Genomic DNA, 21,402 nt, shown 5'->3' with positions numbered 1-21,402 from the left:
CGCTCATTTGGACATCGCCCGGTAAGGCAGCCATGCGTCTTTCTCCCCGATCCGTACATAAGGCGTTGCGGCGTAATCCAGCACTACGCTGTTTTCGCTCTCCGACACCCACGAGGTTTGCGCTAACCCCTTCAGCAGAGGTTGCAAGTCCGGCTGTTGGTCCTCGACCCGAGAGGACGAGGCATACAGCCGGTCGATGATTTGCGCCAAGGCCAGGTAGCTGCTCGGCTCGCTGATGTGCAAAGGCGCGGAGCGAGGGTTACGCCCCATGCCGATCAACTTGATGCCGACAGGCACCTGGGTGATCGCCGGGCCGGGTATTTCACGCATGCCGGGGAACTGCATGCGGTCGCCGCGCAGGGCAGCGCCGTGATCCGGCACCATCACCACGACGACGGGGCGACCACTGAGCTCCAGTTGTTCGAGAAAACCGTTCAAGTCGTCCAGCAGCGTCTGGGCGCGTGCCCTGTAGTCAGCGCGGCGGCCAACACCATCGTCTGTCACGAGCCGGTTGTCCTCATGCAAGGTCAGGGTGTTGTAGAACAGCGCCACTCGCTGATCGGGTTGCGCTTGGCGGTGTTGCCACCAGAGGTCCAATACCTCGCCATCGCGCAACACCGGTGAACCGTCTGGTCCCATCAGCTCGGGCGACAAATGGCTGAGATCAATCTCCGGTCCCGGCAACGCGCCCAGGGTTTGCACGGCATTTAGAAAACCATCGAGCTGCCCCGTATGATTGAGCAGGGTTTCACCGACGAAACCCTGCCTGCCCAACTCATCGAACAGCAGACAAGGCTCCTCGGCTGGAACATACAGTTGGCTGCGCGGCGTCTGGCCGCACCCGGCACGTAACAGCCGAAGCGTGGCTGGTATGCGCTCGGAGGCGGCCGAGTTGAAGTGGTCGAACAGCACGTCCATTCGCCGCAGCAACGGGTGGTCGCGCAAACCGCTGAACTCCAGATCATCCCAGGCCATGGAATCAATGTTGATCAGCACCAGATCGAAGGGCTGCGCGGCAGAGGTCGAAGGCGTGAATCTGACTCGTCGCTCGGCCTCGGTGCGGTAGAACTGCTGCAGGTAGTTGTCGACCGCCGCGCTTGCCCCCATGACCGTATCGCCCGGCGCGCTGACTCGCGTAGCGTCCGGCTCGTGGCCCGGGTATAGCACCAGCAGGTTGACACAACCCAACCAGGCCAGACCGGCCAGGCTCAGCGTGGTCATGCGCAGCCAGGGCTGGACAAACAAATACGCCACCACCAACAGCAGCAGCCAACCAAAGAGGTTCCAATCGACCAGACGCTCGGCCAACGCCAAGAGATGGCCGGAGAAAAAATCCGCCACCGAAGGCCATGCCATCCAGTTGCTCAAAGGTGGCAGCCAGGTGTCTTGATAGAACAGCGCCACCGCCGTCGGCACGGCGATCAGCCGACGCCCAATGACGCTAAAACGGCTGTTCAAGGGCATCAGCAAAAAGGCCGCGAGCAACAGATTGGGTAATACCTGAACGTTCAGGTAGCCGCCCCACTGCAAGGCGAACTTGAGCATGAAGTACAGGTTCCAGTGACCCAGACCGGGCCCGCTCCGCACGGCGCCCGTAGGGATCGCTGACTCGAACTTACTCATGTGGCGCACTCGGGGGCAGGCGCGTCGAGGCGCGTCGGGGCATACGGTGAGGCTTCAAGTAGCGCGGCGGCAGAAAGCTCTGGAACCAGTCTCGTCCCTGACGCCAGAAACCGCGCAACAACAGGGCCAGCGCCAACGTCAAAAAGCTGCTCGTGGCAATGACCTGGAGTAACTCGTAATAACTCATTGGCAGTAGTCCGTGATCGCCAAACGGACTCGTTCTGGCATGTAGGCACCCATTTCGGCTCGTGCCCGCGTCGCTGTCTCCGCCCGGTCCGGGGCCAGGCGAAACGTGTCCGACAGACTCGCAGCGTTAAGGAACGCGGCACGCGGCAAATCATCCAACTCGGCAAGGGGTTGGCAATCGGTGAACAAGTTGCGCCACGGCAGGCGACAGATGTTGCCCAGTGCCGACGCCAGGCCATCACTGCGGCAAGCGAACAGAAACAGATATAGAACGCCATCCACCACGGTGGCGATATCGCCGAAACGGCGCAGGGTGATCTGGTGCAGGCATTGTTCGATTGCCAGTGCGCGTCGCGGCTGCAACCGCAGCAGTTGGTGCTCGACTTCGCCAGAAGCGCCGCTATAAATCCGATCCAGCACCGACAAGAACTCCTGAGGAGCCAATAGACCCCGTAGGGTCGGCGCCCGCAAACGTGCGAGCAACGACTCCAGATCGCTGCTCGCGCGCCTGCGGCGCCACACTTGACCCTGCACACTGTCGACCAGGCTGAAGAAGCGAGGCAACGCGTTGCCAAAAGGCACGATGATGTTCGCCCCACAGGACATCAACAGACGCTCGTCGCGATAGCGCAAGCAGGGCTCCATTTCTCGCACAATGATTTTCAGCGCCGTACCGCAATGCTTGCGTAGCTGGTACAGCTCGCGCGCCAATGCTTCCACCTGCTGATCACTTTCGACAGCCACCAGTACGCTCGCGGCGCGGGCTTGGGTCGCCTGTTGCAACAGGTCGATACGCCGCTCGAACACACGCCACTGCTCGGATGGCGCCGCAGCGCCCTCCAGCACCACGCGCTGAGCGACATAGATGCGCTGATCATCGGTGCGTGTGGGGGGTGGAGTGGCTTGCTCGGCCTGGACCAAGCCAAAGCCCGAGTCCAGAAGGTCCAGCTCGAATTCCCGGGCGCCGCAAACGCCCTGGTCGTTGTGCCAGAAGTGCGACTGATAGTGGATACCCCCATCACGCCGGTACAACTGTGCCAAGCCGGATAGGTGCTCATTGAGACGGGTCAGTTCGGCATGCAGTTGCGGAGCCTGTCCATAGCCCAGGACCAGGAGTGTGCAGCGCTGTTCACGCAGCCAGCATCTCAACTCGCTGCACCATCGCTGCAGTCGCACCGCGTCGAAGGCTTGCCAAGAGGAAGCCGGCAACATCAACAGCAGGAGACTGCCCGGCGGCGTTCGAGCGCGACTCAGTTCCGATGGTAGCGACTTGAGGGCCAAACGGATGACCGCTTCAGGCACTTCGAACAAACGCAACTCGCCAGCCCCGGATCGCTCGTTCAGCGCGCCAACCAAGTGCTCGGGATAATGGCCACACCAAACCAGGCTGGCCGGATGCTGTTGCGGCAATGCGATTAAGCCTTGCAGTGCCAGCGCTTCGACATCGCGAGTACGATCGACGGCCACCCAGTACAGTCCTCCTTGACGCATCAACAACTGCTCATCCGGAACCCCCCGGATAGCCAAGGAAATATGACTCAAGCGAACGCCCCTCCCCCCATTTAATGCATTTGCGATGCGGAACACGACACCCAGTCATCCGGACAAATCAGCGTATTAACAACACGATCACTGGTTTTGCACTGGGAAGTGCGCAATATCAAAACAGTGGCGCATAGTGCAGACGATAGAAAGTCTCGACTATCGGCCGATGCTGATTCTTAGCAGGGTAAATGATGACAAGCGTAGGGTTCGCCCTACCCTCGTTCGGCGAAGCCGCCGTCAACCAGCGCCCTTGCGTAGCGCGGGGTAATGGTGTGAGTGCCCGGCATCAATGGCGACACTTTCGAATGAGCCCTTGTTAAGCTACCAACCAATTGGTAGCCTTATTTTAGGTTGCTCGATTAGTTTTTTTTAAGACACTATCTGAGCGACGGAGCGGTCATGAGCCAACGCTTCTATCGAGACTAAAACCGACCGCGGTCAGTGCACACACTCCATTTTGCTTTCCTTCAAAAAGATCAATCCAATGAAAATTCCAGGCTTTATTGTCGCGGCGACCTTGTTATCCATGACGGCCGGTTGTTCGATGATGAAAGAGACGTCTGCAATCAGCACGACGAATGCACCGACTGCTATCGGTCCCTACTCCCAGGCGATCCGCGCTGGCGATATGTTGTTCCTGTCTGGCCAGATCCCGCTAGACCCGGCAACCGGACAAATCAGCGGATCGACGGTAGACGAACAAACGAAGCGCGTTCTGGACAATTTGTCGGCGGTTCTGGCAGCAAACGACATGACAATGGCCAATGTCGTCAGCACCACCGTCTACATGCGTGATTTGAACGATTTCACGGCCATGAACAAAGTCTATGGCACTTACTTCACCAGCAATCCACCGGCGCGCGCCACGATCCAAGTGGCACGCCTGCCAAGGGACGTCATGGTCGAAATTTCTGCCATCGCGAAAAAATAGCGCCAAGTGCCTGGAACTGAAAATGACCTACGACTTTGATCTTTATGTAATTGGCGCAGGTTCCGGCGGTGTCAGGGCTGCGCGATTTTCAGCCAATTTTGGCGCGAAAGTGGCTGTGGCCGAGAGCCGCTATTTGGGCGGGACGTGTGTGAACGTTGGCTGCGTGCCAAAAAAATTGCTGGTCTATGGCGCGCACTTCACTGAAGACTTCGAGCAGTCGAAAGGTTTTGGCTGGACGCCGGGCGAGGCGAAGTTCGACTGGGCGACGTTGATCGCCAATAAGGATCGCGAGATCAGCCGCCTGAACGATATCTATCGCCATCTGCTGCTCAACAGCGGCGTGACACTGCATGAAGGTCACGCGAAAATCGTCGATCCGCACACCGTCGAAATCAATGGCCAGCGCTACACAGCCAGGAACATCCTGATCACTACCGGTGGCTGGCCACTGATCCCTGAGATTCCGGGGCATGAGCACGCGATCAATTCCAACCAGGCGTTTTTCCTTAAAGAGTTGCCCAAGCGCGTTATGGTGGTGGGCGGTGGTTATATCGCTGTCGAGTTTGCCGGGATCTTCCACGGCTTAGGTGCCGAGACCACGCTGCTGTATCGGGGGGACCTGTTCCTGCGTGGCTTCGACGGTGCGGTGCGCAAACATTTGCAGGAAGAATTGACCCGGCGCGGCATGGACCTGCAATTCAATGCCGCCATCGAGCGCATCGACAAACAGGCCGATGGCAGCCTGAAAGCAACCCTCCAGGATGGCCGAGAACTGGAAACGGACTGCGTGTTCTATGCCACCGGTCGACGTCCGATGCTCGACAACCTGGGATTGGAAAACACTGGCGTCAAACTCGACAAGAAAGGTTTTGTCGAGGTCGATGAACTGTATCAAACCGCTGAACCGTCGATCCTGGCTCTGGGCGATGTGATTGGTCGGGTGCAGCTTACGCCGGTCGCGCTGGCAGAAGGCATGGCTGTGGCGCGGCGCTTGTTCAAGCCTGAGCAGTATCGCCCGGTGGATTACAAGATGATCCCGACGGCGGTGTTTAGCCAGCCGAACATCGGCACGGTGGGCCTGACCGAAGAAGAAGCACGAGCGGCGGGGCACGATGTGGTGATATTTGAAACCCGTTTCCGGCCAATGAAGTTGTCGCTGATCGAATGCCCGGAACGCACTTTGATGAAGCTGGTGGTGGAGGCAAAGACCGACAAGGTCTTGGGCTGCCACATGGTCGGCCCGGAGGCCGGAGAAATCGTGCAGGGATTGGCGATTGCGCTGAAGGCGGGCGCGACCAAGCGCGATTTCGACGAAACCATCGCCGTGCATCCGACGTCCGCCGAAGAGTTCGTCACCCTGCGCACGCCGGTAGCCTAGACGATTCCGCCAACGGTGACTCCGGCGCACACGGAGCCTCGGAGTCAGGCTAGTTTTTTGGTTTTCGGGTTGCTCTGAAATCAAAAGCTAGCCGCGACTGACGTCGCAAAAAACAATCTGCCCTGCGGGTAAAGCCCCTGATCAGAAAAAAGCGCTCTTTCGATAGGTGGCTTTATCCAGCCAAGTGGGATCGATATACCCATGGATAGCCTCGGAACGTCTACTGTCCAAAACTCCCCTGTAGTAGGCGTGCAATCGTACCGAAGGCATCGATTAAATAATTTTTTTACAGACAGCATGATTTTTGGAAGTAAATTCTAAATTCGAACCCATTCTTGAAAAATACGGAAAATTTTTCGGTGGGAGATACCCTATATTTTATTGAAGCCCATGTGTCGTAGATAGCTTGTAGCTAAGCACCACAATGAGTTTCTAGCCAAGCCATGGGACGTTGAAACCATTAGCAACTATAAGAGGTGATCATGGAACAAATACCATTGTTTATTGGCGGTGTATGGCGTAACACGCATCCTACTGAATCGATCCCCGTTATAAATCCGGCAACAGAAGAGCAGATCGGACTCATTGCGAAAGCTGGCTTGGCTGACATTGAAGATGCGGCGATCGCTGCGCAAAAAGGTTTTGCCACCTGGAAGCAGGTGTCCGCGCTTGATCGCGCAACGATTATGCACAAAGCGGCAAACCTCATTCGTGAGCGCGCAGAAAATATCGCGCTAACCCTTACCGCGGAACACGGAAAGCCCCTGGCCGAGGCGATGGGTGAAGTCGCAGCAACTGCCGACACCATCGATTGGCATGCAGAAGAAGGCAGACGCGCCTATGGACGTGTCATCCCTTCCCGCGCATCAGGCATTCATCAATTTGCCTTGATGGAGCCTATTGGGCCTGTAGTGGGATTCGCGCCCTGGAATTTTCCGCTCATTCAAGCGGTAAAAAAGGTCGCTGGTGCGCTGGCCGCCGGCTGCTCTATCATTTTGAAGGGCGCAACCGAGGCACCTTCGTGTGCTGTCGAGCTTGTCAAGGCATTCGCTGACGCTGGCGTTTCTCCAGGAGCCGTCAACCTGCTGTTTGGCGACTCAAGCCAGATTTCCGAGTATTTGATTGCTCATCCCTCCATCCGCAAAGTGACCTTCACCGGATCGACGCCAGTCGGCAAAAAGCTTGCGAGCCTCGCAGGGCTGCATATGAAGCGATCCACTATGGAACTGGGTGGTCATGCACCGGTGATCGTTATGGACGACGCGGACATCGCTACAGCAGTGAAGATTTCTGTCGCCGCCAAATATCGAAATGCGGGCCAGGTCTGCGTCTCCCCGACTCGCTTCATCGTTCACTCTAAAGTGTTCGATGAGTTTGTTTCCCGCTTCGTGGAAGGCGCACGAGCCATCAAGGTGGGCGATGGTCTTGATCCACTGGTAACGATGGGCCCGATGGCTCACCTTGGCCGGCTCAAGGCGACAGAGGAGCTCGTCGCGGATGCGGTATCGCACGGAGCGAAGCTGGAGACCGGCGGAAATCGCGTAGGCGACAAGGGTTATTTTTTCGAACCCACCGTTCTCACGAATGTACCGGTGAGCGCGCGCGCCATGGTTGAAGAACCATTTGGCCCCATTGCGTTGATCAATTCTTTTGACGACATCGATGAAGCGATCAGGGAAGCGAACAGGCTGCCATACGGTCTCTCTGCATATGCCTATACCCGATCACTGAGTTCGGCAAATAAGCTGTTCAACGGGATCGAGTCTGGTGCCATTTCGATCAACCATCACAGCGTTGCACTACCCGAGCATCCATTTGGCGGCGTTAAAGACTCAGGATACGGAACCGAAGGTGGGCCTGGCGCACTGGATGCTTTCATGACCACAAAGTTCGTTTCGCTTGCGAGCGTCCTTTAACGTTTGGCGAACCTGTTTTTCAGTTCGCTATAGAGCATTGCTGCATTCAGGAATAACGCGTCGCTAACTATTGGAACTCCTATGCTTACTCCGAATATTATCGAGCGTCTTGTCGGCGCAAACGAAAACTCTCCGCTCGCGATGGCCATTGCCGAGCGGGCAGAAATTATGGCGTTGAGTCAAGCGAGCCATGATGCCGTGATCATTCCGAAGCATCCCGGTGGTCTGTCACATGCAGAACGTGCAGCCCTTGCTGAACGAATCACTCGGTTGAGCAACTCTGAAGAACTGGCCGATCACTACCATGCGTGTCTTGTGGCAGCAGGCGGTGAAGAAGGCCTTTATGTTGCCGCCGATCCTCAGCAGGCCGCCTACGGGGATGAACGGTTCATGGCGATCATCCAATTCACGGACTTGGTCACTCAAAAGCCGCGAGAAGCTACAAAGCAAGATATCGATACGTTAAAGGCTGCTGGAATTTCAGAACCGGACATCGTAAGGCTCACTGAAGTGCTCGCTTTCGTTAACTACCAGCTCCGGGTCGTAGCAGGGTTCAAAATTGCAGGAGAAATGAAATGAGCCAGGTCGTGCATAATTTCACCGTATCGGTGCCTCACTGGTCGCCGTACATCAAGCCTGTCGAGTTAGAAAGTGCGAGCCAAGAGCAGCTTGATGCGATGAAAGTGACTCCATCGAGCAAAAAGATCTCGGAGTATGTGCTGACGCTTGCGCATGATCCTGAATCCCTCGCGGTACGATCTCCTCTGTTCAACGCCATCATGTACGGACGTGCTGGTTTACCCCCGGCTGAGCGTGAGTTGGGTGCGATTGGTTCTTCAATTGTTAATCGTTGCGTCTACTGCGCAGCGGTACACGGCGCCCGGTACAATCAGCTGACCAAAAGTACCGAGCTGGTCGCAAAAATTTTTGCAGATGAAACCGAAGCACAGTTGGATGAGCGCTCCCAGGCGTTGTTTGACTTTGCGGTTGAGTTGGCCAAGTCACCTCCCGCGTTGAATGCCCGGCATGCCTATGCCTTGAAAGAGCTCGGCTTTGACACGCTTGGAGTTGTCGACCTCGTGCTGGCCACGGCCATCTTCGGTTGGGCAAATCGCCTGATGCATGTTTTAGGTGAACCCGTAAAAATCTGATCAGACGCTCCATTGAAGTGATACCAAATAGCGGGCAGCCCCAAGCTGCCCGTTTATCAAAATGACCGATTTCGATAGCAGCATTTCCACATTCCCATCCTTCCGCGTCCTCAGACTTCCAACCCCCTACGCGTATCTCGACGCAAAATCGACGCTGCCGGCCAGGCCTTGGAATATCCCTATCAGACGTGCTACACAGTCTGTCGTAACACTTCGCCGACCTTGAGCCACCGATTTGCAATGCAGCGCCAGGTAAGGGTCTCACCTCTTTCCGAGCAAGCATTGTGTGGCAGCTAACGGACATAGAATGACCCGACCTCTCACCGTCAGTGCCACTTGGCTTGTAGGCGTCATCGAGGAACTGACTCGGCAAGGTATCGAGCCTTCCCGTTTGGGCGCGCCCTGGACTCAACACTGGGAAGAAGTGGCGCCTACGCGGCAGCTGCAACTCGTGCAAGTGAGGAGGCTCTGGCAACGCGCAATGCAACTCTCCCAGGATCCGCTGCTCGGCTTGAAGGTTGGTGTAGCATTGCCACTGCAATCGATGAACGTCGTAGCACTGGTGTTGATGCACAGTAGTTCATTACGCCAGGCGCTCGCCCATACGGTCAGGCTGCAGCAATTGGTTAGCAACTCTGGTCGTTTTTTAATTGAACCTGCGTCCAAAAATGGTGTTCATCTGGTTTACCACGTAACACCCAGCCCGGTTGCCATGCATCCGGCCCAGATAGATTCGCTGTTTGCCGCGTACATGCGCCTGCTCTATAACTGTATGCCGGCTGACCGTAGGCCAAACAGAATTGAGCTACCGGGTACTGACGCGTGTTTAGCCGACCGCTATCAAGTCTATTTTGATTCTCCGGTCATTCTCGGAGTCGAGCACGCTCGTGTCGTATTTGGCGCTGAACAGCTGGACTCACCCTGGCAGGCTGCCGATCCAACACTGCTTCGCATCCTACTCGGGCGCGCTGAGGCGATGATTAAAACCCAGGGTCGCTCGGACACGCTTCTGGATTACGTCAGTGCAGCCATCGCCGCGCAGGGATTTGCCCAGGCGAACTGCGACAGCGTAGCGCGCTCGCTGGATCTCAGCAGACGTACTCTTCAACGTCGATTGGCTGAGCGCGGTTCATCCTTCCGTCAATTACTGGAAGCGGTACGTATGAGCGAGGCACTGGAAGGCCTGGCTGATCCCGATCTACCTCTTGTGATGCTGGCAGAACGACTGGGCTATGCAGAGCCCAGCGCGTTTTCGCATGCTGTGCGAGGTCACTTCGGTAAGGCACCTAGCGCCCTGCGGCATGAGTTGGTAGGCAGTTTATTGGCTGAAGGAAAGGCTCTTGCAATCAACAGCACTGAGAGCGCCGATCATCAAAATACGACTTGTGAAGCGAATTTGACCCGGTGCGAACTTGAGGGCTAAAGCTCTCGAAAAAGGTCACGCTCAAGAACCGCACTCGCCGCGACCAGCCCACTGACCATCGCGCCACTGACTCCGGCAGCGGTCACATCCTGTCCGCCGAAGAACAAACCTTTAACAGGGCCGTGCGCGCGCATCCAGCGCTGTGCAAAACGCAGTGGCGTTTGCTCATACCCCATGAAATTGCCGCGACTACGATTTAGAAAGTGATTGAAGGTTAGAGGTGTAGCCAACTCGGCATGAGCAATGCGTCCGCAGATTTGAGGATAGTGTTTTAGGGCCACGGCCAAAAGGTCTTCGCTCAGTCTTGCCGTCATGTCCTCGTACTCTGCACCTCTGTGCTTCCACTTCGTGCCAGTGAACCGCTCGAACACAGACCAATCAGTTAAGCCGCAAATATCCATCGTGCTCTGCTCAGGGTGGCGCTCGGGCCAACTTGGATCCCGCAGTGATGGATGGGCAATGAAATGCAAGGGCATGGGCTGTCCCTCTGGATCAGCTTTGTACCGTGCAAGGTTCGCCGGCAGATCATTGCTTGGGTGCACCCACAGATTGGCTGGGTGAATGTTCAGATCAGCGTTTGCGATGTCGATGCCCAGGTTCAGCACAGCAAAACATTGAGTTGTACCAATGCTCTTAGTGACCTCGCCCAATGGTTGCGCCAATTCAGGATTTGCATGAGCCAGCAACGGTACGGTCTGAGAGATACCAATCGCGCTGACGACTCTGTCTGCGCGAATCTGGCTTCCGTCGGCGGTTTGCACACCTACTACGCAACCATCACTCAGCTCGATGCTCACAACCTCTGCCGCCACCAGGCAAGCGCCTCCTGCGGCACGTACAGTGTCGGCCATGGCTGTGGCGATGCGTTGCGAACCGCCAACGGGGTAACTGGCACCCTCGATGTAATGGCTGAAAACCATGGCATGGATCGCAAAAGAGGCCTCGGCAGGAGAATTGCAGTAGTCCCCGTAATTCCCGCACCAGACTGCCTTGAGGTCAGCGTTGTCAGTCAACTCGTCCAATACTTCCTGCACTGTGCGCTGTGCAAGTGGCATGAATGCTGTTTGAGCCTTGGTGAAAGCGGCTTCAGAAATTGAATGTGGCAACGCCCGCTCACCGAAGAAGAATTTCGCCGCCCGGCTTGCCTCCCCCACCAGCTCCACGTAACGATCGATCGCGCGCGCCTCCTTCGGAAAGTAGTCCTTGAGTCGATCCTTGTAGGCTTGTGCACCGGCCATATGATCGTAGCTATTGGCACCGACGATAATGCGATTGTAGTTTTCGGGCATGGGTGCCCATTCAAGCTGACCGCCTGAGACTTTGTCGAACAGGCGATAGAGTCCACTCGCCTTGCGGTGTACCTCACCCATATAGTGCAGGCCAACGTCCCACTCGAAGCCTTGGCGTTTGAAAGATTGCAAGCAACCGCCCAACACCGCGTGGCGTTCAAGCACCAAAACGCGCTGTCCGTCGAGCGCCAACAATGCGGCTGTGCTCAGGCCGCCTGCGCCAGAACCTATGACAATCGTATCGAACCTGCCGTCTAGCTCACCACGGGCCAACGCGCGCTTAAAACTCAGATCGTAATCGCTCATCGTTCTTCCCTTCCCTGCCCTTTCCGGGGGTTTTATGGTCATGGGTGCGCAGTCGCTACGCAGCCTGGCTGAGTGTGGCTACGTGGGGGAATCGGCGTGAATGGCACCACACGCCAAATATTTGTTCCGACACGACAATTTAATTAAAACGGGGAACAACCGCCCGAGGTACTGGCATCCCAAATCAATTCTCTGTCGCACTGTAGCAACGACAGCAAAGGACTGGCGTCGGAGAATCGCTCCACGGTCATCCTGTGATTTTTTATAAAAACGAGAGAAGGGGACTGCGATATGGAGAGCTACTTCAGGCATATACAGGTGGAACCCGAGGCTCACGGTTTTGGCGCCAGGGTTACCGGTATCTCTATAGATAAGCCACTCACGGCAGCGGTACTAGGAGAAGTGAAGGACGCGTGGGCCAGGCATTCGGTCATTTATTTCCCGGATCAGCCGCTCTCCCACGCACAACTGGAGGCGTTCACGCTTCAGTTTGGTGAGTTTGGAGTGGATCCATACATCGTCCCAATGGAGGCTCATCCGCACATTCTCGAACTCAGACGCGAGGCTGAAGAAAAGGCAGTCAACTTTGGTGCCCAGTGGCACTCAGACTGGAGCTTTCAGGAACAGCCGCCGGCGGGAACCATCCTGCATGCCAAGATCACTCCGCCCGTGGGTGGCGATACACTATTTGCCGACGGGTATCGTGCCTACGATGACCTTTCTGAGACGATGAAGGGACTCCTGAACCCTCTTGTCGCGATACATTCTGCGAGCATGCCTTATGGTAAAAACGGTCTGTTCGCAAAAGAGACAGAAGTACGCTCAATGAAGATCGTAGTCAGTGAAGACGCCGACAAGACCTGGCCGCACCCGCTGGTACGAGTACATCCGGTAACCGGTCGCAGGGCTCTGTATGTTAGCCCTGTCTACACGCAGAGTATCCAGGGTCTGAATCATGGAGAGTCAACGGCGTTGTTGAGTTTTTTGTATCACCACATGGTGCAGGACATCTATGTCTACCGTCACCGGTGGGCGCCGAACATGCTTACCCTGTGGGACAACCGCTGTACGCTGCACAATGCAGACGGCGGCTACGACGGTCACCTGCGCCTCATGCATCGAACAACCGTCTCAGGCGAACGCCCTGCTGGTGTTCCATCCGTTTAATCAATAAACCAGGGGAATAAATCCAATGATTGCCGTAAGCATTCTGTACCCGAATGAAGCTGGCGCAACCTTCGACTTCGATTACTATCGTGATCAGCATATGACGATGATTCAGCAGAAGATGGCCGGGGCCTGCAGTCACTTCACTATTGAAAAAGGCCTTCAAGGTCCAGTGCCTGGAAGCGCTCCGACCTACATTGCGATTGGTCATCTCTTCTTCGAATCACTCGATGCATTCGCCGCAGCATTCGGGCCGCATGCCAAGGCCATCGGGGCCGACATCGCCAATTACACCAATCTCAAGCCCATCATTCAGATCAGCGAAGTGCTCGTCGGCTGATCTCCAAGATACCGATTGGCGCAAACCGAAAGGCACCTGGTTTTTTATAATCAGGTGCCTGATTATTTAAAGCGTGCATAAGCGTCGTCAGCTTATTAATAAGCGATCATGAGTCAAAATCGACTACTGGCCTCGTACATTTTTACAGAGGTTGACCAGTGACACATCTGAAGTTTCTCCATCGAGAAATGAATTCAAATACTTCTCATAAGGCCTTATATCAATATTGGCCTCTTTAAGCCAGTCAGCATCGTAATACGTAGAGGCATAACGATCTCCCGAATCGCAAATTACCGATACTATCGATCCCGTCTGCTTCTGTGAGTGCATTTGCTCCGCGATACAACAAACACCAAAGAAATTCGTTCCCGTAGAACCACCAACTCGACGCGATAGCCGCTCTGAAAGAACGTGCATGGCAGCAAGTGAAGCGGCGTCTGGAATCTTTATCATGTGATCGATGACATCCGGGATGAACGAAGGCTCTACCCTCGGCCGACCGATACCTTCGATTCGAGAGGGAGTGGCACAAATGCTCGCCTTATCCCCAGTATCGTAGGATTCGTAGAAAGCGGAATGTTCAACGTCAACGACACAAAGTCGAGTATTCAGATGCTTATACTTTATATACCTTCCGATGGTGGCTGATGTTCCTCCCGTGCCGGCACTCATAACCACCCAAGCGGGCTCAGGATCTTGCTCCATTGCCATTTGCGAAAATATACTTTCAGCAATGTTATTATTGCCGCGCCAGTCCGTAGCGCGTTCTGCATTTGTAAACTGGTCTAAATAATGACCACCCGTTTCACAAGCAAGTTGCTCGGCAACCGTATAGATAGCCCCAGGATTGTCAACAAAGTGACATGTCCCCCCCAGACGATTGATAGCATCGATTTTCTGGCAACTGGTGGAACGCTGCATGACTGCAGTAAAGGGCAGATTTAGGAGCTTAGCGAAATACGCCTCACTGACCGCTGTTGAGCCAGAAGATGCCTCGACTAATAAAGTACCTTTTTTTATCCAGCCATTGCAGATGCCATACAGGAAAAGCGATCGTGCCAAGCGGTGCTTCAGACTGCCTGTAGGATGAGTAGACTCATCTTTCAGATAAATCGATATTCCAGGCAACCCATTAAAATCTAAAGGAATCAGATGTGTATCGGCAGAACGATTGGCATCCCCCTGCAACACGCCGATCGCCCAGCGTGTCCACTCTTTATCCTGATTTCCGAGATTAAGATTCATAAATATCCTGTAGTTGACCACTGATTCAACATTCAGTCCAATGCGACAATTGCGTCTACTGCGACAAGGGCACCTTTCGGTAGTGCGGAAACCTCGAACGTGGCGCGAGCGGGGAACGGTGAAGAAAAATAGGTCGCATACACTTCATTCAACCTGGCGAAATCACCTAAGTTCGTAACCATTATTGTTGTTTTGATCGTCTTCGAAATATCGGTACCCGCTGCTCCAGCAATCGCTGAAATATTACTGAGGCACTGTTTCATTTGAAGCAAGGCATCTTCCGCCACCAGTTCTCCCTTGGAAGGGTCAATGCCGAGCTGTCCCGAAACAAAAAGATATTCGCCATGACAGACTGCTTGCGAATAGGGGCCGACGGCAGCTGGTGCTAACAAAGTTGAAATATCTCGCATAAAATAATCCCTATCCACTATTAACGGATATTAAAAATTATAATTGTATTTTAGTAAAAGTATCGCTTAGTGATACCTATCACGGACTAACCAACGATGCTTGACTCAATCAGCGAAACTCTTGCTTGCTTGAGTTGAATTATTGAAGGGAACGACCCCTACCATCTCAAGCTCAGCGTAATCGGTGAACTTATTGTAAATCTCTTCAGCATCCTCAAGGTAGAGTGACTTGGTGATTCCACGTACTGCGCGAGGAACCGAATATCTAAAGCCGCTGATAGCCGAGCCGGAAAGCCCCATACTGACGAGCGCGCTGTAGGTAAAATTGAAAATTTTCGAAATGTAGGGCGCTTCCCCGGGCCGTTTCTCGACAAATTCAAAATTCTCGCCCAGGTAGGGATGACTGGAAATTTGAGCATCTTCCTCCCCATGAGCCGGGCTATATTTGTCTTGCCAGAGTGCTATGTCATTGGCAATGCTTGAAAGCTCCGGGCGTAGAGAAAAATCATTCACAAAACCAACGGCGACTATCAAGTAGTCCACGTTGAGTTTGTCTCCAGACGCCAGGGTGACCTCAACGTGTTCTTTTCCGTCATCCATTACGAGTTTCACCCCTTCCCAGGCCGCATGGGTACGAACGCTCGCACCTGCTAAGCCTGACAAGCGATTGTAGGCGTCCTGCGGAGCTGGAATGTTGTACCTGAACATATGCCGCATGTATTTCCACTTCAGGGAATTATCCATATCAGCGTAATGATTAAGAAATCCTGCTTTTGCCATCCAGATCTGAGGGTTAATGCGCTGGATATCTTTGCGACGAATACAAACAGTCGCTTCTAACGCTCCCGCCTCAAGCGCGGTCGAAGCGTTGTCGAATGCTGATGCGCCTGCACCGAGAACCGCTATCTTTTTCCCTACAAGCTTGGAAAAATCAATATGCTCTCCTGAAGATGCATACCGATCTTTAGGCAATGCCGATGAGATGAACTTGGGTACGTGCCAGGCCCCGCCGCCATCAACGCCCGTCGCAACAACCACTCTGCGAGTATAAACAACGTCGCGAGCCGATATTTCCCCTCGACCGTCGAATCTGTTCAGCTCTAATCGAAATAGTTTGTCTTCTGGAATGACCTTGGAGACGCCAGTAAGATTCTCGACTGGGATCTTCAGCGTATCGCGACACCATGTTAGATACTCTTGCCAGTCCCCCTTCGGAATTTTGATCAGCTCTTCCCAAGCCTCTTCGCCGTATTTGGCTGTGTACCATGCTTGAGGTGCAAGACTGCTTAATGTCGCATCAATACCCGGCAAATGCTTAACGGTACGCAAAGTGCGCATCCGCGCCGTATTGTTCCAGGGGCCTTCCAGACCTTTGGGCTGCTGATCAAAAACAACGATGTTATCAACCCGTTCGCGTAAGAGACCTGCAGCGATTGCCAACCCGCCTTGGCCTCCCCCGATGATAGCAACGTCATAGACATGCTTGCCGCTAGGGTGCGTCTGAGGCAGTACCCAAGGGTCATGAGGAAAACGTAGAACGTGGAGATCGGTCTGCACCCTGGACGCCAGTTCATCTAGAGCACTATATTCTGTTGATTTCACACTCATTTTTCTTCACCTATCTACATAGAACCGAAATATAGGTCATCTCGTCGCAAACAGCCTAGGGGCCGCTCATTTCGCTATTTCGCTAATCGGGCTCGATAAAGTCAGTGTATTCTTCCTTCACCAAAAGCAGTTTCCAATCTTCACCACTAAAGTTAGGAAAAACTGAATAACTTTCTAAAAAACAACGAACTCTTGGAATTATTTTTCCAGGATTCGCTAACACGTGAACAAAGACCTCCAACAGCACTGCAAAGCCCACGATTTTTTTTCGTTTTGGTTACGTAAAAAGTAACGTATTACGATAGAAACGAATTCCAGCGTCATAGGCTTCTAATGCAATCTCACGCATTGGATATTTCGTAGACTTTCTTAGTGGCAACGGAGTGATTACATCATCGCCGAGTGCGATTTTAGCCAGCATTTTTCCGAAATAAGCATTTGGCGCAATGCCTCGTCCGTTACATCCGATGGTTGCAAAGATGCCCGGGCGCGGTTCAACGAGATGCGGCAATCTGTCGACCGTTTGGCCAAGCGTGCCCGACCACCGATAACCCCATTTAAATGTGGGCGCGAATGGGTAGACAAACTTCATGGCGCGATTTACCCAATTATCCCCTTCCGAATGAATGGGAAGGAATCCAATAGACCCAACATGAAGACGCCCTACCGGGTCATATCTGAACCACAGCGGTATCTTATGGGTGTCCCACATGGCTATGTAGTGAGGCAAAATTCGCTCTCTCCACTCAGGAGGTAACGGATCTGCAGTGGCGATACCAAAAGCACCAAGAGGCATTATTTCCTCTTTGAAACCTGGTACCAGATCATTGCTGTATGCGTTGGTTGAGAGAATGACCTTATCGGCTTTTATTGTCGTATTGCCGGTGGTAGCAACCCATCCGGTGCCTGAAGGTTCCAGGGATGTCACTTTAGACCCAGTAGAAATTCTAAGACCTCTGGCGACTGCGGCTCGCGCTAACCCGCGCACGTAGGCAAGCGGTTGAAGCGTAAATCCGCGGTGATCGATCAGTGCAGCTTTATATCGGCTCGATCCGTTCATCTCTTCGAGTTCAGAGCCATAGACCATCTGAACATTCGCGCCCAAGGCTTGCCAATCCGAGGCCTGGGTCTCGAGTTCTCGTGTTTTCTGAGCAGACGTTGAACAGCGGATGATAGGCCTTTCGTCAGCGGCACAGTCAATACCGTAATCGCGTATCAGTTGACGGACGACGTCAGGCGCGCTGCCCAACTCCTTCAAAAAAAGCTGACCGTAATCCGGGCCGAGCGCACGAAGAATTTGTTCCGGCGAGAGAAACTGACCAGGATTTACCTGCCCTGCGTTCCGTCCGCTAGCACCAGAACCAATTTCTTGGGCTTCAACCAATATTGTCCTAGCGCCGCGTTCTGCACAGTGGAGCCCAGCAGTCACGCCATTGAATCCGCCGCCAATGATCAAGACATCGCAAGACTCTTGCCGCGCCAGAATCACGCTTTCTGGCTTTTCCCCACCGGTCGCAGACCACATTGAATGGTTGATTTCAGATTCTTGTCCGCTAATGAAAGGTCTATCGCCATTAAACATAGTCATCCTACTTCGCTACGAGCGCGTAATTTATTAACTGTTTTCAATCGCTACAAAGGGTTGGTTTTTTTGCTTAACTAAATAGCCATGGTGTGCAAAATTTTCCGCTCCAGGGCCGTGACAGCGCGAGTAATAGGAAACGCAATTACAAAATAAATGACTGCAGCAGCGGTCAACAACTCCACTGGATGCCCTGTTCGGTTAGATATGTTTTGACTAACGAACATCAAGTCAGCCATACCCACGGCGGAGACGAGTGCACTCTCCTTAAACAAGCTAGTGCAATTCGATAACAGTGTGGGAGCCGCTCTGAGGAGCGCCTGCGGTAGAAGAACGTACACCGTATGGACACGGTAAGTCAGTCCGAGAGCAACCCCCGCATCATGTTGCTCTTTGCTAACGAAGCTGAACGATGCACGAAACGTCTCACTGGTGATCGCCGCCATATACAACGTCAGCGCGATGATTCCGCAAGTCAGGTTCGAGAGTTCAACGCCTAAGACCAGAGGCAAGCAGAAAAACATCCAAAACAACTGAATCAACACGGGGGTACCGCGAAACAGTGCCACGTAGACAGTGCTGACGCCGTAGAGAATTTTACTTTTGGAGCTTCTTGCAATCGCAACCAAGAAACCTAAAGCACACCCCAACACAACGCATATCGCTGTGAGTTTTAGAGTTAATAAGAGTCCAAAAAATAACGCGGCCTTGTAATCAAAAACTACTGAGAAATCTAGTTCCATGGTCGCGTCCTCATGAATTTTCCGCTTTACGGCGTCGCTCTATATATTCTACGAGCTGAGATACAGGGAACGATATAGCGAAATATATAAGAGCAATGACGGTAAACACTTCGATAGGTCGATAAGTGTCGGTGGCCAAAATTTTTCCCATATACATTAGATCTTGCAAGGCGACGATCGCGACCAGCGCAGTTTGCTGGAATGCACCGATGCCGTTTGCAACCAATACAGGTAGCGCCGAACGGAATGCTTGTGGGAGCACCACATACACAGTTCGTTGAAACGGAGAAAGTCCCAGCGCAACAGTTGCGTCATACTGATTGCTTTGAACGCCCTGGATGGCCGCCCTGTACGCCTCCGCGTTGAACGCTGCCAAGTTGAGCCCAATCGCCAAAATCCCCATAGTCAGTGCGTCTATGTAAACATCGAATATGATGGGTATGCAGTAGAAAAACCATACGATCTGAACAAGCGCAGGGGTACAGCGAAAAAACTCGATAAACAAAGTAAAAGGCCAACGGAGAATTGGATTAGGGCTCATCACCAATAGCGCGATGATGAAACCCAGGGTCAATCCGATGATATTCGCTGCTATCGTGAGCTCCAGGGTTACGACCAATCCCTTGAGCAGCGGCCATAGCCCATTCGCGATAAAGAACAAATCAAATTGATAGTTCACGTCCCACTCCTGCAGTCTCGCCAATATGAAAGACTCGCTGTATGAACTCTCTCGTTCGAGCTTCCTTCGGTCTACCGAGAACCTGCTCAGGTGGCCCATCTTCGACTACCACGCCCCCAGCGCAAAAGATCACGCGTGAGGCGATGTTTTTGGCAAAGTGCATGTCGTGAGTCACTATCACCATTGGCATAGATTGTTCAGCCAAATGCATAATGACTTGCTCGACCTCAGCTACCAGCTCGGGATCGAGAGCAGAAGTCACCTCATCAAACAACATCAGCTTTGGATCGAGCATCAAAGCTCTGGCGATGGCGACTCGTTGCTTCTGCCCGCCAGACAGGTGAGCTGGATAGGCTTTTTCCTTTGCCTCCAACCCAAATCTCGTCAACAAACCACGTGCTCGGAGTTCTGCCGACTGCTTTGATTCACCTCTCACCTTGATGGGTGCAAGTGTCAGGTTTTGAAGAATATTGAGATGCGGGAACAATGTGTAATGCTGGAACACCATTCCAATATTACGACGGATTTCCTTATCAATCACTGTCCTGCCAAACTTGTCAGTCGTAATATAGTTTTTTCCTTGAAAAAGCAATTGGCCTTTATCAATATCTTCTAGCCCCATTAACACTCGCAGCAATGTACTCTTTCCGCCACCACTCGGCCCGATCACGACGACACGGTCACCTGGGCACATGCTAATGTCCAAACCTTGTAGTACAGGTTTTACGCCACCTGCATAGCTTTTATGCAGACCTTTCATTTCCACGAGATAGTTTGCAGTTGCCATTAGCTTCTACTCCAAGTTCAGACAGCCTCTAACACTCACTAATACAAATTACTTAGTCTCGTGTGCGATAGCTTTTTTGATTAGCTCATCCATATGACCGGTCGTGACAGCGTCATTGATATAGAGGTCTAACACTTGAAGATCAGCGTATGAGGTATCACGTCGTAAACCGAACGAAACGCCTTTCTTGTCGATTGCCGGCGCCGGCTTAAGAACGACAGCCCAGTCGGTGTGCGAAGCAGCGAATAAGTCGTTAGCTGCTGACGTATCAAAAATCACATCAGCGCGTTTAGACATTACAGCCAAACGGATCTCGTCCGGGCCAGGCAAACGCATAATTGATGCGTTTTTGATGATGGCCGTTAGTGACTTATCTTGAGCAGTGCCAGACGATACAGCGATGGTCACGCCAGGCTGGTCGATATCTGCAACGCTTTTCGGCTGATTCGTCTTTGGATTTTTGTGGTTGTAGATAAAGGTCGATTCGGTAGCTGATAGGTTTTTTGAAAAGACGATAGAAAGCGCACGTTGTGGGGTAGCCGTGAGTGCCGGTGCTAAATCCCATTTCCTGGATTGCAAGCCGGCAATCATGTTGTCCCAACTGGTGTCTACAAATACCGCCTTGACCTTCAGGATCTCAGCAAATTCTCTGCACGCATCGACGAAGAAACCAGAATACTCACCAGTAGCCGGGTCTTTCATGATGTAGGGCGGAGCCTCGGCCGTGCCACATCGAATAGATCCAGATTTCTGAGCAGTAGCCCACACGCCATCCCCCTCACCCTCGGCGTAAACGCCTGATGATCCGCAAACCACTCCTACTAGAACCAATGCCGGTAACAGACGCATGCCCATACGTTTGAAAATCATATCGGTATCTCCCAGTGATGCGCCGGCCAAGCGCAGATTCGAGGGGATGGCCCTCTGAGCCTCTTGTTATTTTCAGCGCGCCCGCTTTGGGGCTGGAACGCACCTCTTTTTTTCTCCCTGATGAAGCACTCCGCTCGATCCGTCTCGCTGTTGAAAAAAGACTACCATTTGACAATAGGTAAACTATTGCAAAATTTCCACACCTGAACCTCTTGACTTGGAA

20 protein-coding genes are annotated in these 21,402 nt (G+C 53.3%); 8 read left to right on the top strand and 12 right to left on the bottom strand.

Annotated elements, in window-relative coordinates; all coding sequences use genetic code 11:
• Window positions 1-3 precede the first annotated feature (3 nt).
• The 3 genes from bcsG to bcsE are packed head-to-tail and all read right to left on the bottom strand — an operon-like array spanning window position 4 to window position 3,396.
• Window positions 4-1,623, bottom strand: coding sequence for a cellulose biosynthesis protein BcsG (bcsG, locus tag LOY35_RS11370; protein ID WP_258632547.1), 1,620 nt, complete (start codon window positions 1,621-1,623; stop codon window positions 4-6).
• The gene (gene bcsF / locus LOY35_RS28540) at window positions 1,616-1,810 is read right to left on the bottom strand and encodes a cellulose biosynthesis protein BcsF (protein ID WP_367575687.1); all 195 of its coding nucleotides are present in this window, start codon (window positions 1,808-1,810) and stop codon (window positions 1,616-1,618) included. The genes bcsG and bcsF overlap by 8 nt, the downstream gene beginning before the upstream one ends.
• Window positions 1,807-3,396: a cellulose biosynthesis protein BcsE gene (gene bcsE, locus LOY35_RS11365; protein ID WP_258632545.1), complete on the bottom strand. Its 1,590-nt coding sequence runs from the start codon at window positions 3,394-3,396 to the stop codon at window positions 1,807-1,809. Before bcsE ends, bcsF begins: the two co-directional genes overlap by 4 nt.
• Window positions 3,397-3,838: 442 nt before the next feature.
• On the opposite strand from bcsE, the gene LOY35_RS11360 reads away from it, so the two are divergent.
• From LOY35_RS11360 to LOY35_RS11335, 6 genes are all read left to right on the top strand, one after another.
• Entirely contained in the window at window positions 3,839-4,285 is a 447-nt protein-coding gene (locus LOY35_RS11360) for a RidA family protein (protein ID WP_258632544.1), read from the top strand.
• A 22-nt stretch (window positions 4,286-4,307) separates the two neighbouring features.
• Window positions 4,308-5,663, top strand: a complete 1,356-nt coding sequence (gene gorA / locus LOY35_RS11355) for a glutathione-disulfide reductase (protein WP_258632542.1) — start codon at window positions 4,308-4,310, stop codon at window positions 5,661-5,663.
• Window positions 5,664-6,145: 482 nt separating this feature from the next.
• On the top strand, window positions 6,146-7,579 hold the full coding sequence (locus tag LOY35_RS11350; protein ID WP_258632541.1) for an NAD-dependent succinate-semialdehyde dehydrogenase: 1,434 nt from the start codon (window positions 6,146-6,148) through the stop codon (window positions 7,577-7,579).
• 81 nt (window positions 7,580-7,660) lie between these two features.
• A complete protein-coding gene (locus LOY35_RS11345; protein ID WP_258632540.1) occupies window positions 7,661-8,158 on the top strand; it encodes a CMD domain-containing protein in 498 nt (165 codons plus the stop codon).
• Window positions 8,155-8,730 carry a peroxidase-related enzyme gene (locus tag LOY35_RS11340; protein WP_258632538.1) on the top strand — a complete coding sequence of 192 codons (576 nt, stop codon included), beginning with the start codon at window positions 8,155-8,157 and terminating at the stop codon, window positions 8,728-8,730. The genes LOY35_RS11345 and LOY35_RS11340 overlap by 4 nt, the downstream gene beginning before the upstream one ends.
• 307 nt (window positions 8,731-9,037) lie before the next feature.
• Window positions 9,038-10,153, top strand: coding sequence for an AraC family transcriptional regulator (locus LOY35_RS11335; protein WP_258632536.1), 1,116 nt, complete (start codon window positions 9,038-9,040; stop codon window positions 10,151-10,153).
• Here LOY35_RS11335 and LOY35_RS11330 read toward each other — a convergent pair.
• Window positions 10,150-11,748 (bottom strand): NAD(P)/FAD-dependent oxidoreductase, encoded by a 1,599-nt coding sequence (locus tag LOY35_RS11330; protein WP_258632534.1) that lies wholly within the window; start codon window positions 11,746-11,748, stop codon window positions 10,150-10,152. The genes LOY35_RS11335 and LOY35_RS11330 overlap by 4 nt on opposite strands.
• Window positions 11,749-12,039: 291 nt before the next feature.
• Here LOY35_RS11330 and LOY35_RS11325 point away from each other — a divergent pair, with 291 nt between their 5' ends.
• Window positions 12,040-12,915: a TauD/TfdA family dioxygenase gene (locus LOY35_RS11325; RefSeq protein WP_258632532.1), complete on the top strand. Its 876-nt coding sequence runs from the start codon at window positions 12,040-12,042 to the stop codon at window positions 12,913-12,915.
• 25 nt (window positions 12,916-12,940) lie between these two features.
• Complete coding sequence (locus LOY35_RS11320) at window positions 12,941-13,255, top strand: EthD family reductase (protein ID WP_258632530.1); 315 nt, start codon at window positions 12,941-12,943, stop codon at window positions 13,253-13,255.
• A 123-nt stretch (window positions 13,256-13,378) separates the two neighbouring features.
• On the opposite strand, the gene LOY35_RS11315 is transcribed toward LOY35_RS11320, so the two are convergent.
• The 8 genes from LOY35_RS11315 to LOY35_RS11280 all read right to left on the bottom strand — a co-directional run bounded on the left by LOY35_RS11315 (window position 13,379) and on the right by LOY35_RS11280 (window position 21,179).
• On the bottom strand, window positions 13,379-14,500 hold the full coding sequence (locus LOY35_RS11315; protein WP_258632528.1) for a PLP-dependent cysteine synthase family protein: 1,122 nt from the start codon (window positions 14,498-14,500) through the stop codon (window positions 13,379-13,381).
• A gap of 32 nt (window positions 14,501-14,532) precedes the next feature.
• Window positions 14,533-14,910: a Rid family detoxifying hydrolase gene (locus LOY35_RS11310; protein ID WP_258632526.1), complete on the bottom strand. Its 378-nt coding sequence runs from the start codon at window positions 14,908-14,910 to the stop codon at window positions 14,533-14,535.
• Window positions 14,911-15,015: 105 nt separating this feature from the next.
• Entirely contained in the window at window positions 15,016-16,518 is a 1,503-nt protein-coding gene (locus tag LOY35_RS11305) for an FAD-dependent oxidoreductase (RefSeq protein ID WP_258632524.1), read from the bottom strand.
• Window positions 16,519-16,795: 277 nt separating this feature from the next.
• Window positions 16,796-18,106, bottom strand: coding sequence for an FAD-binding oxidoreductase (locus tag LOY35_RS11300; RefSeq protein ID WP_258632522.1), 1,311 nt, complete (start codon window positions 18,104-18,106; stop codon window positions 16,796-16,798).
• A gap of 71 nt (window positions 18,107-18,177) precedes the next feature.
• Window positions 18,178-18,843: an amino acid ABC transporter permease gene (locus tag LOY35_RS11295; RefSeq protein WP_258632520.1), complete on the bottom strand. Its 666-nt coding sequence runs from the start codon at window positions 18,841-18,843 to the stop codon at window positions 18,178-18,180.
• A gap of 10 nt (window positions 18,844-18,853) precedes the next feature.
• On the bottom strand, window positions 18,854-19,522 hold the full coding sequence (locus LOY35_RS11290; RefSeq protein ID WP_258632518.1) for an amino acid ABC transporter permease: 669 nt from the start codon (window positions 19,520-19,522) through the stop codon (window positions 18,854-18,856).
• The gene (locus LOY35_RS11285) at window positions 19,506-20,309 is read right to left on the bottom strand and encodes an amino acid ABC transporter ATP-binding protein (RefSeq protein WP_309475697.1); all 804 of its coding nucleotides are present in this window, start codon (window positions 20,307-20,309) and stop codon (window positions 19,506-19,508) included. Before LOY35_RS11285 ends, LOY35_RS11290 begins: the two co-directional genes overlap by 17 nt.
• Before the next feature lie 48 nt (window positions 20,310-20,357).
• Window positions 20,358-21,179, bottom strand: a complete 822-nt coding sequence (locus LOY35_RS11280; protein WP_258632516.1) for an ABC transporter substrate-binding protein — start codon at window positions 21,177-21,179, stop codon at window positions 20,358-20,360.
• Window positions 21,180-21,402 lie beyond the last annotated feature (223 nt).

Origin of the sequence: Pseudomonas sp. B21-028, from assembly GCF_024749045.1 — a bacterium.
Classification (GTDB): Bacteria; Pseudomonadota; Gammaproteobacteria; order Pseudomonadales; family Pseudomonadaceae; genus Aquipseudomonas.
The sequence above is the reverse complement of the archived record's forward strand: the minus strand, read 5'-3'. Positions and strand labels throughout refer to the sequence as shown.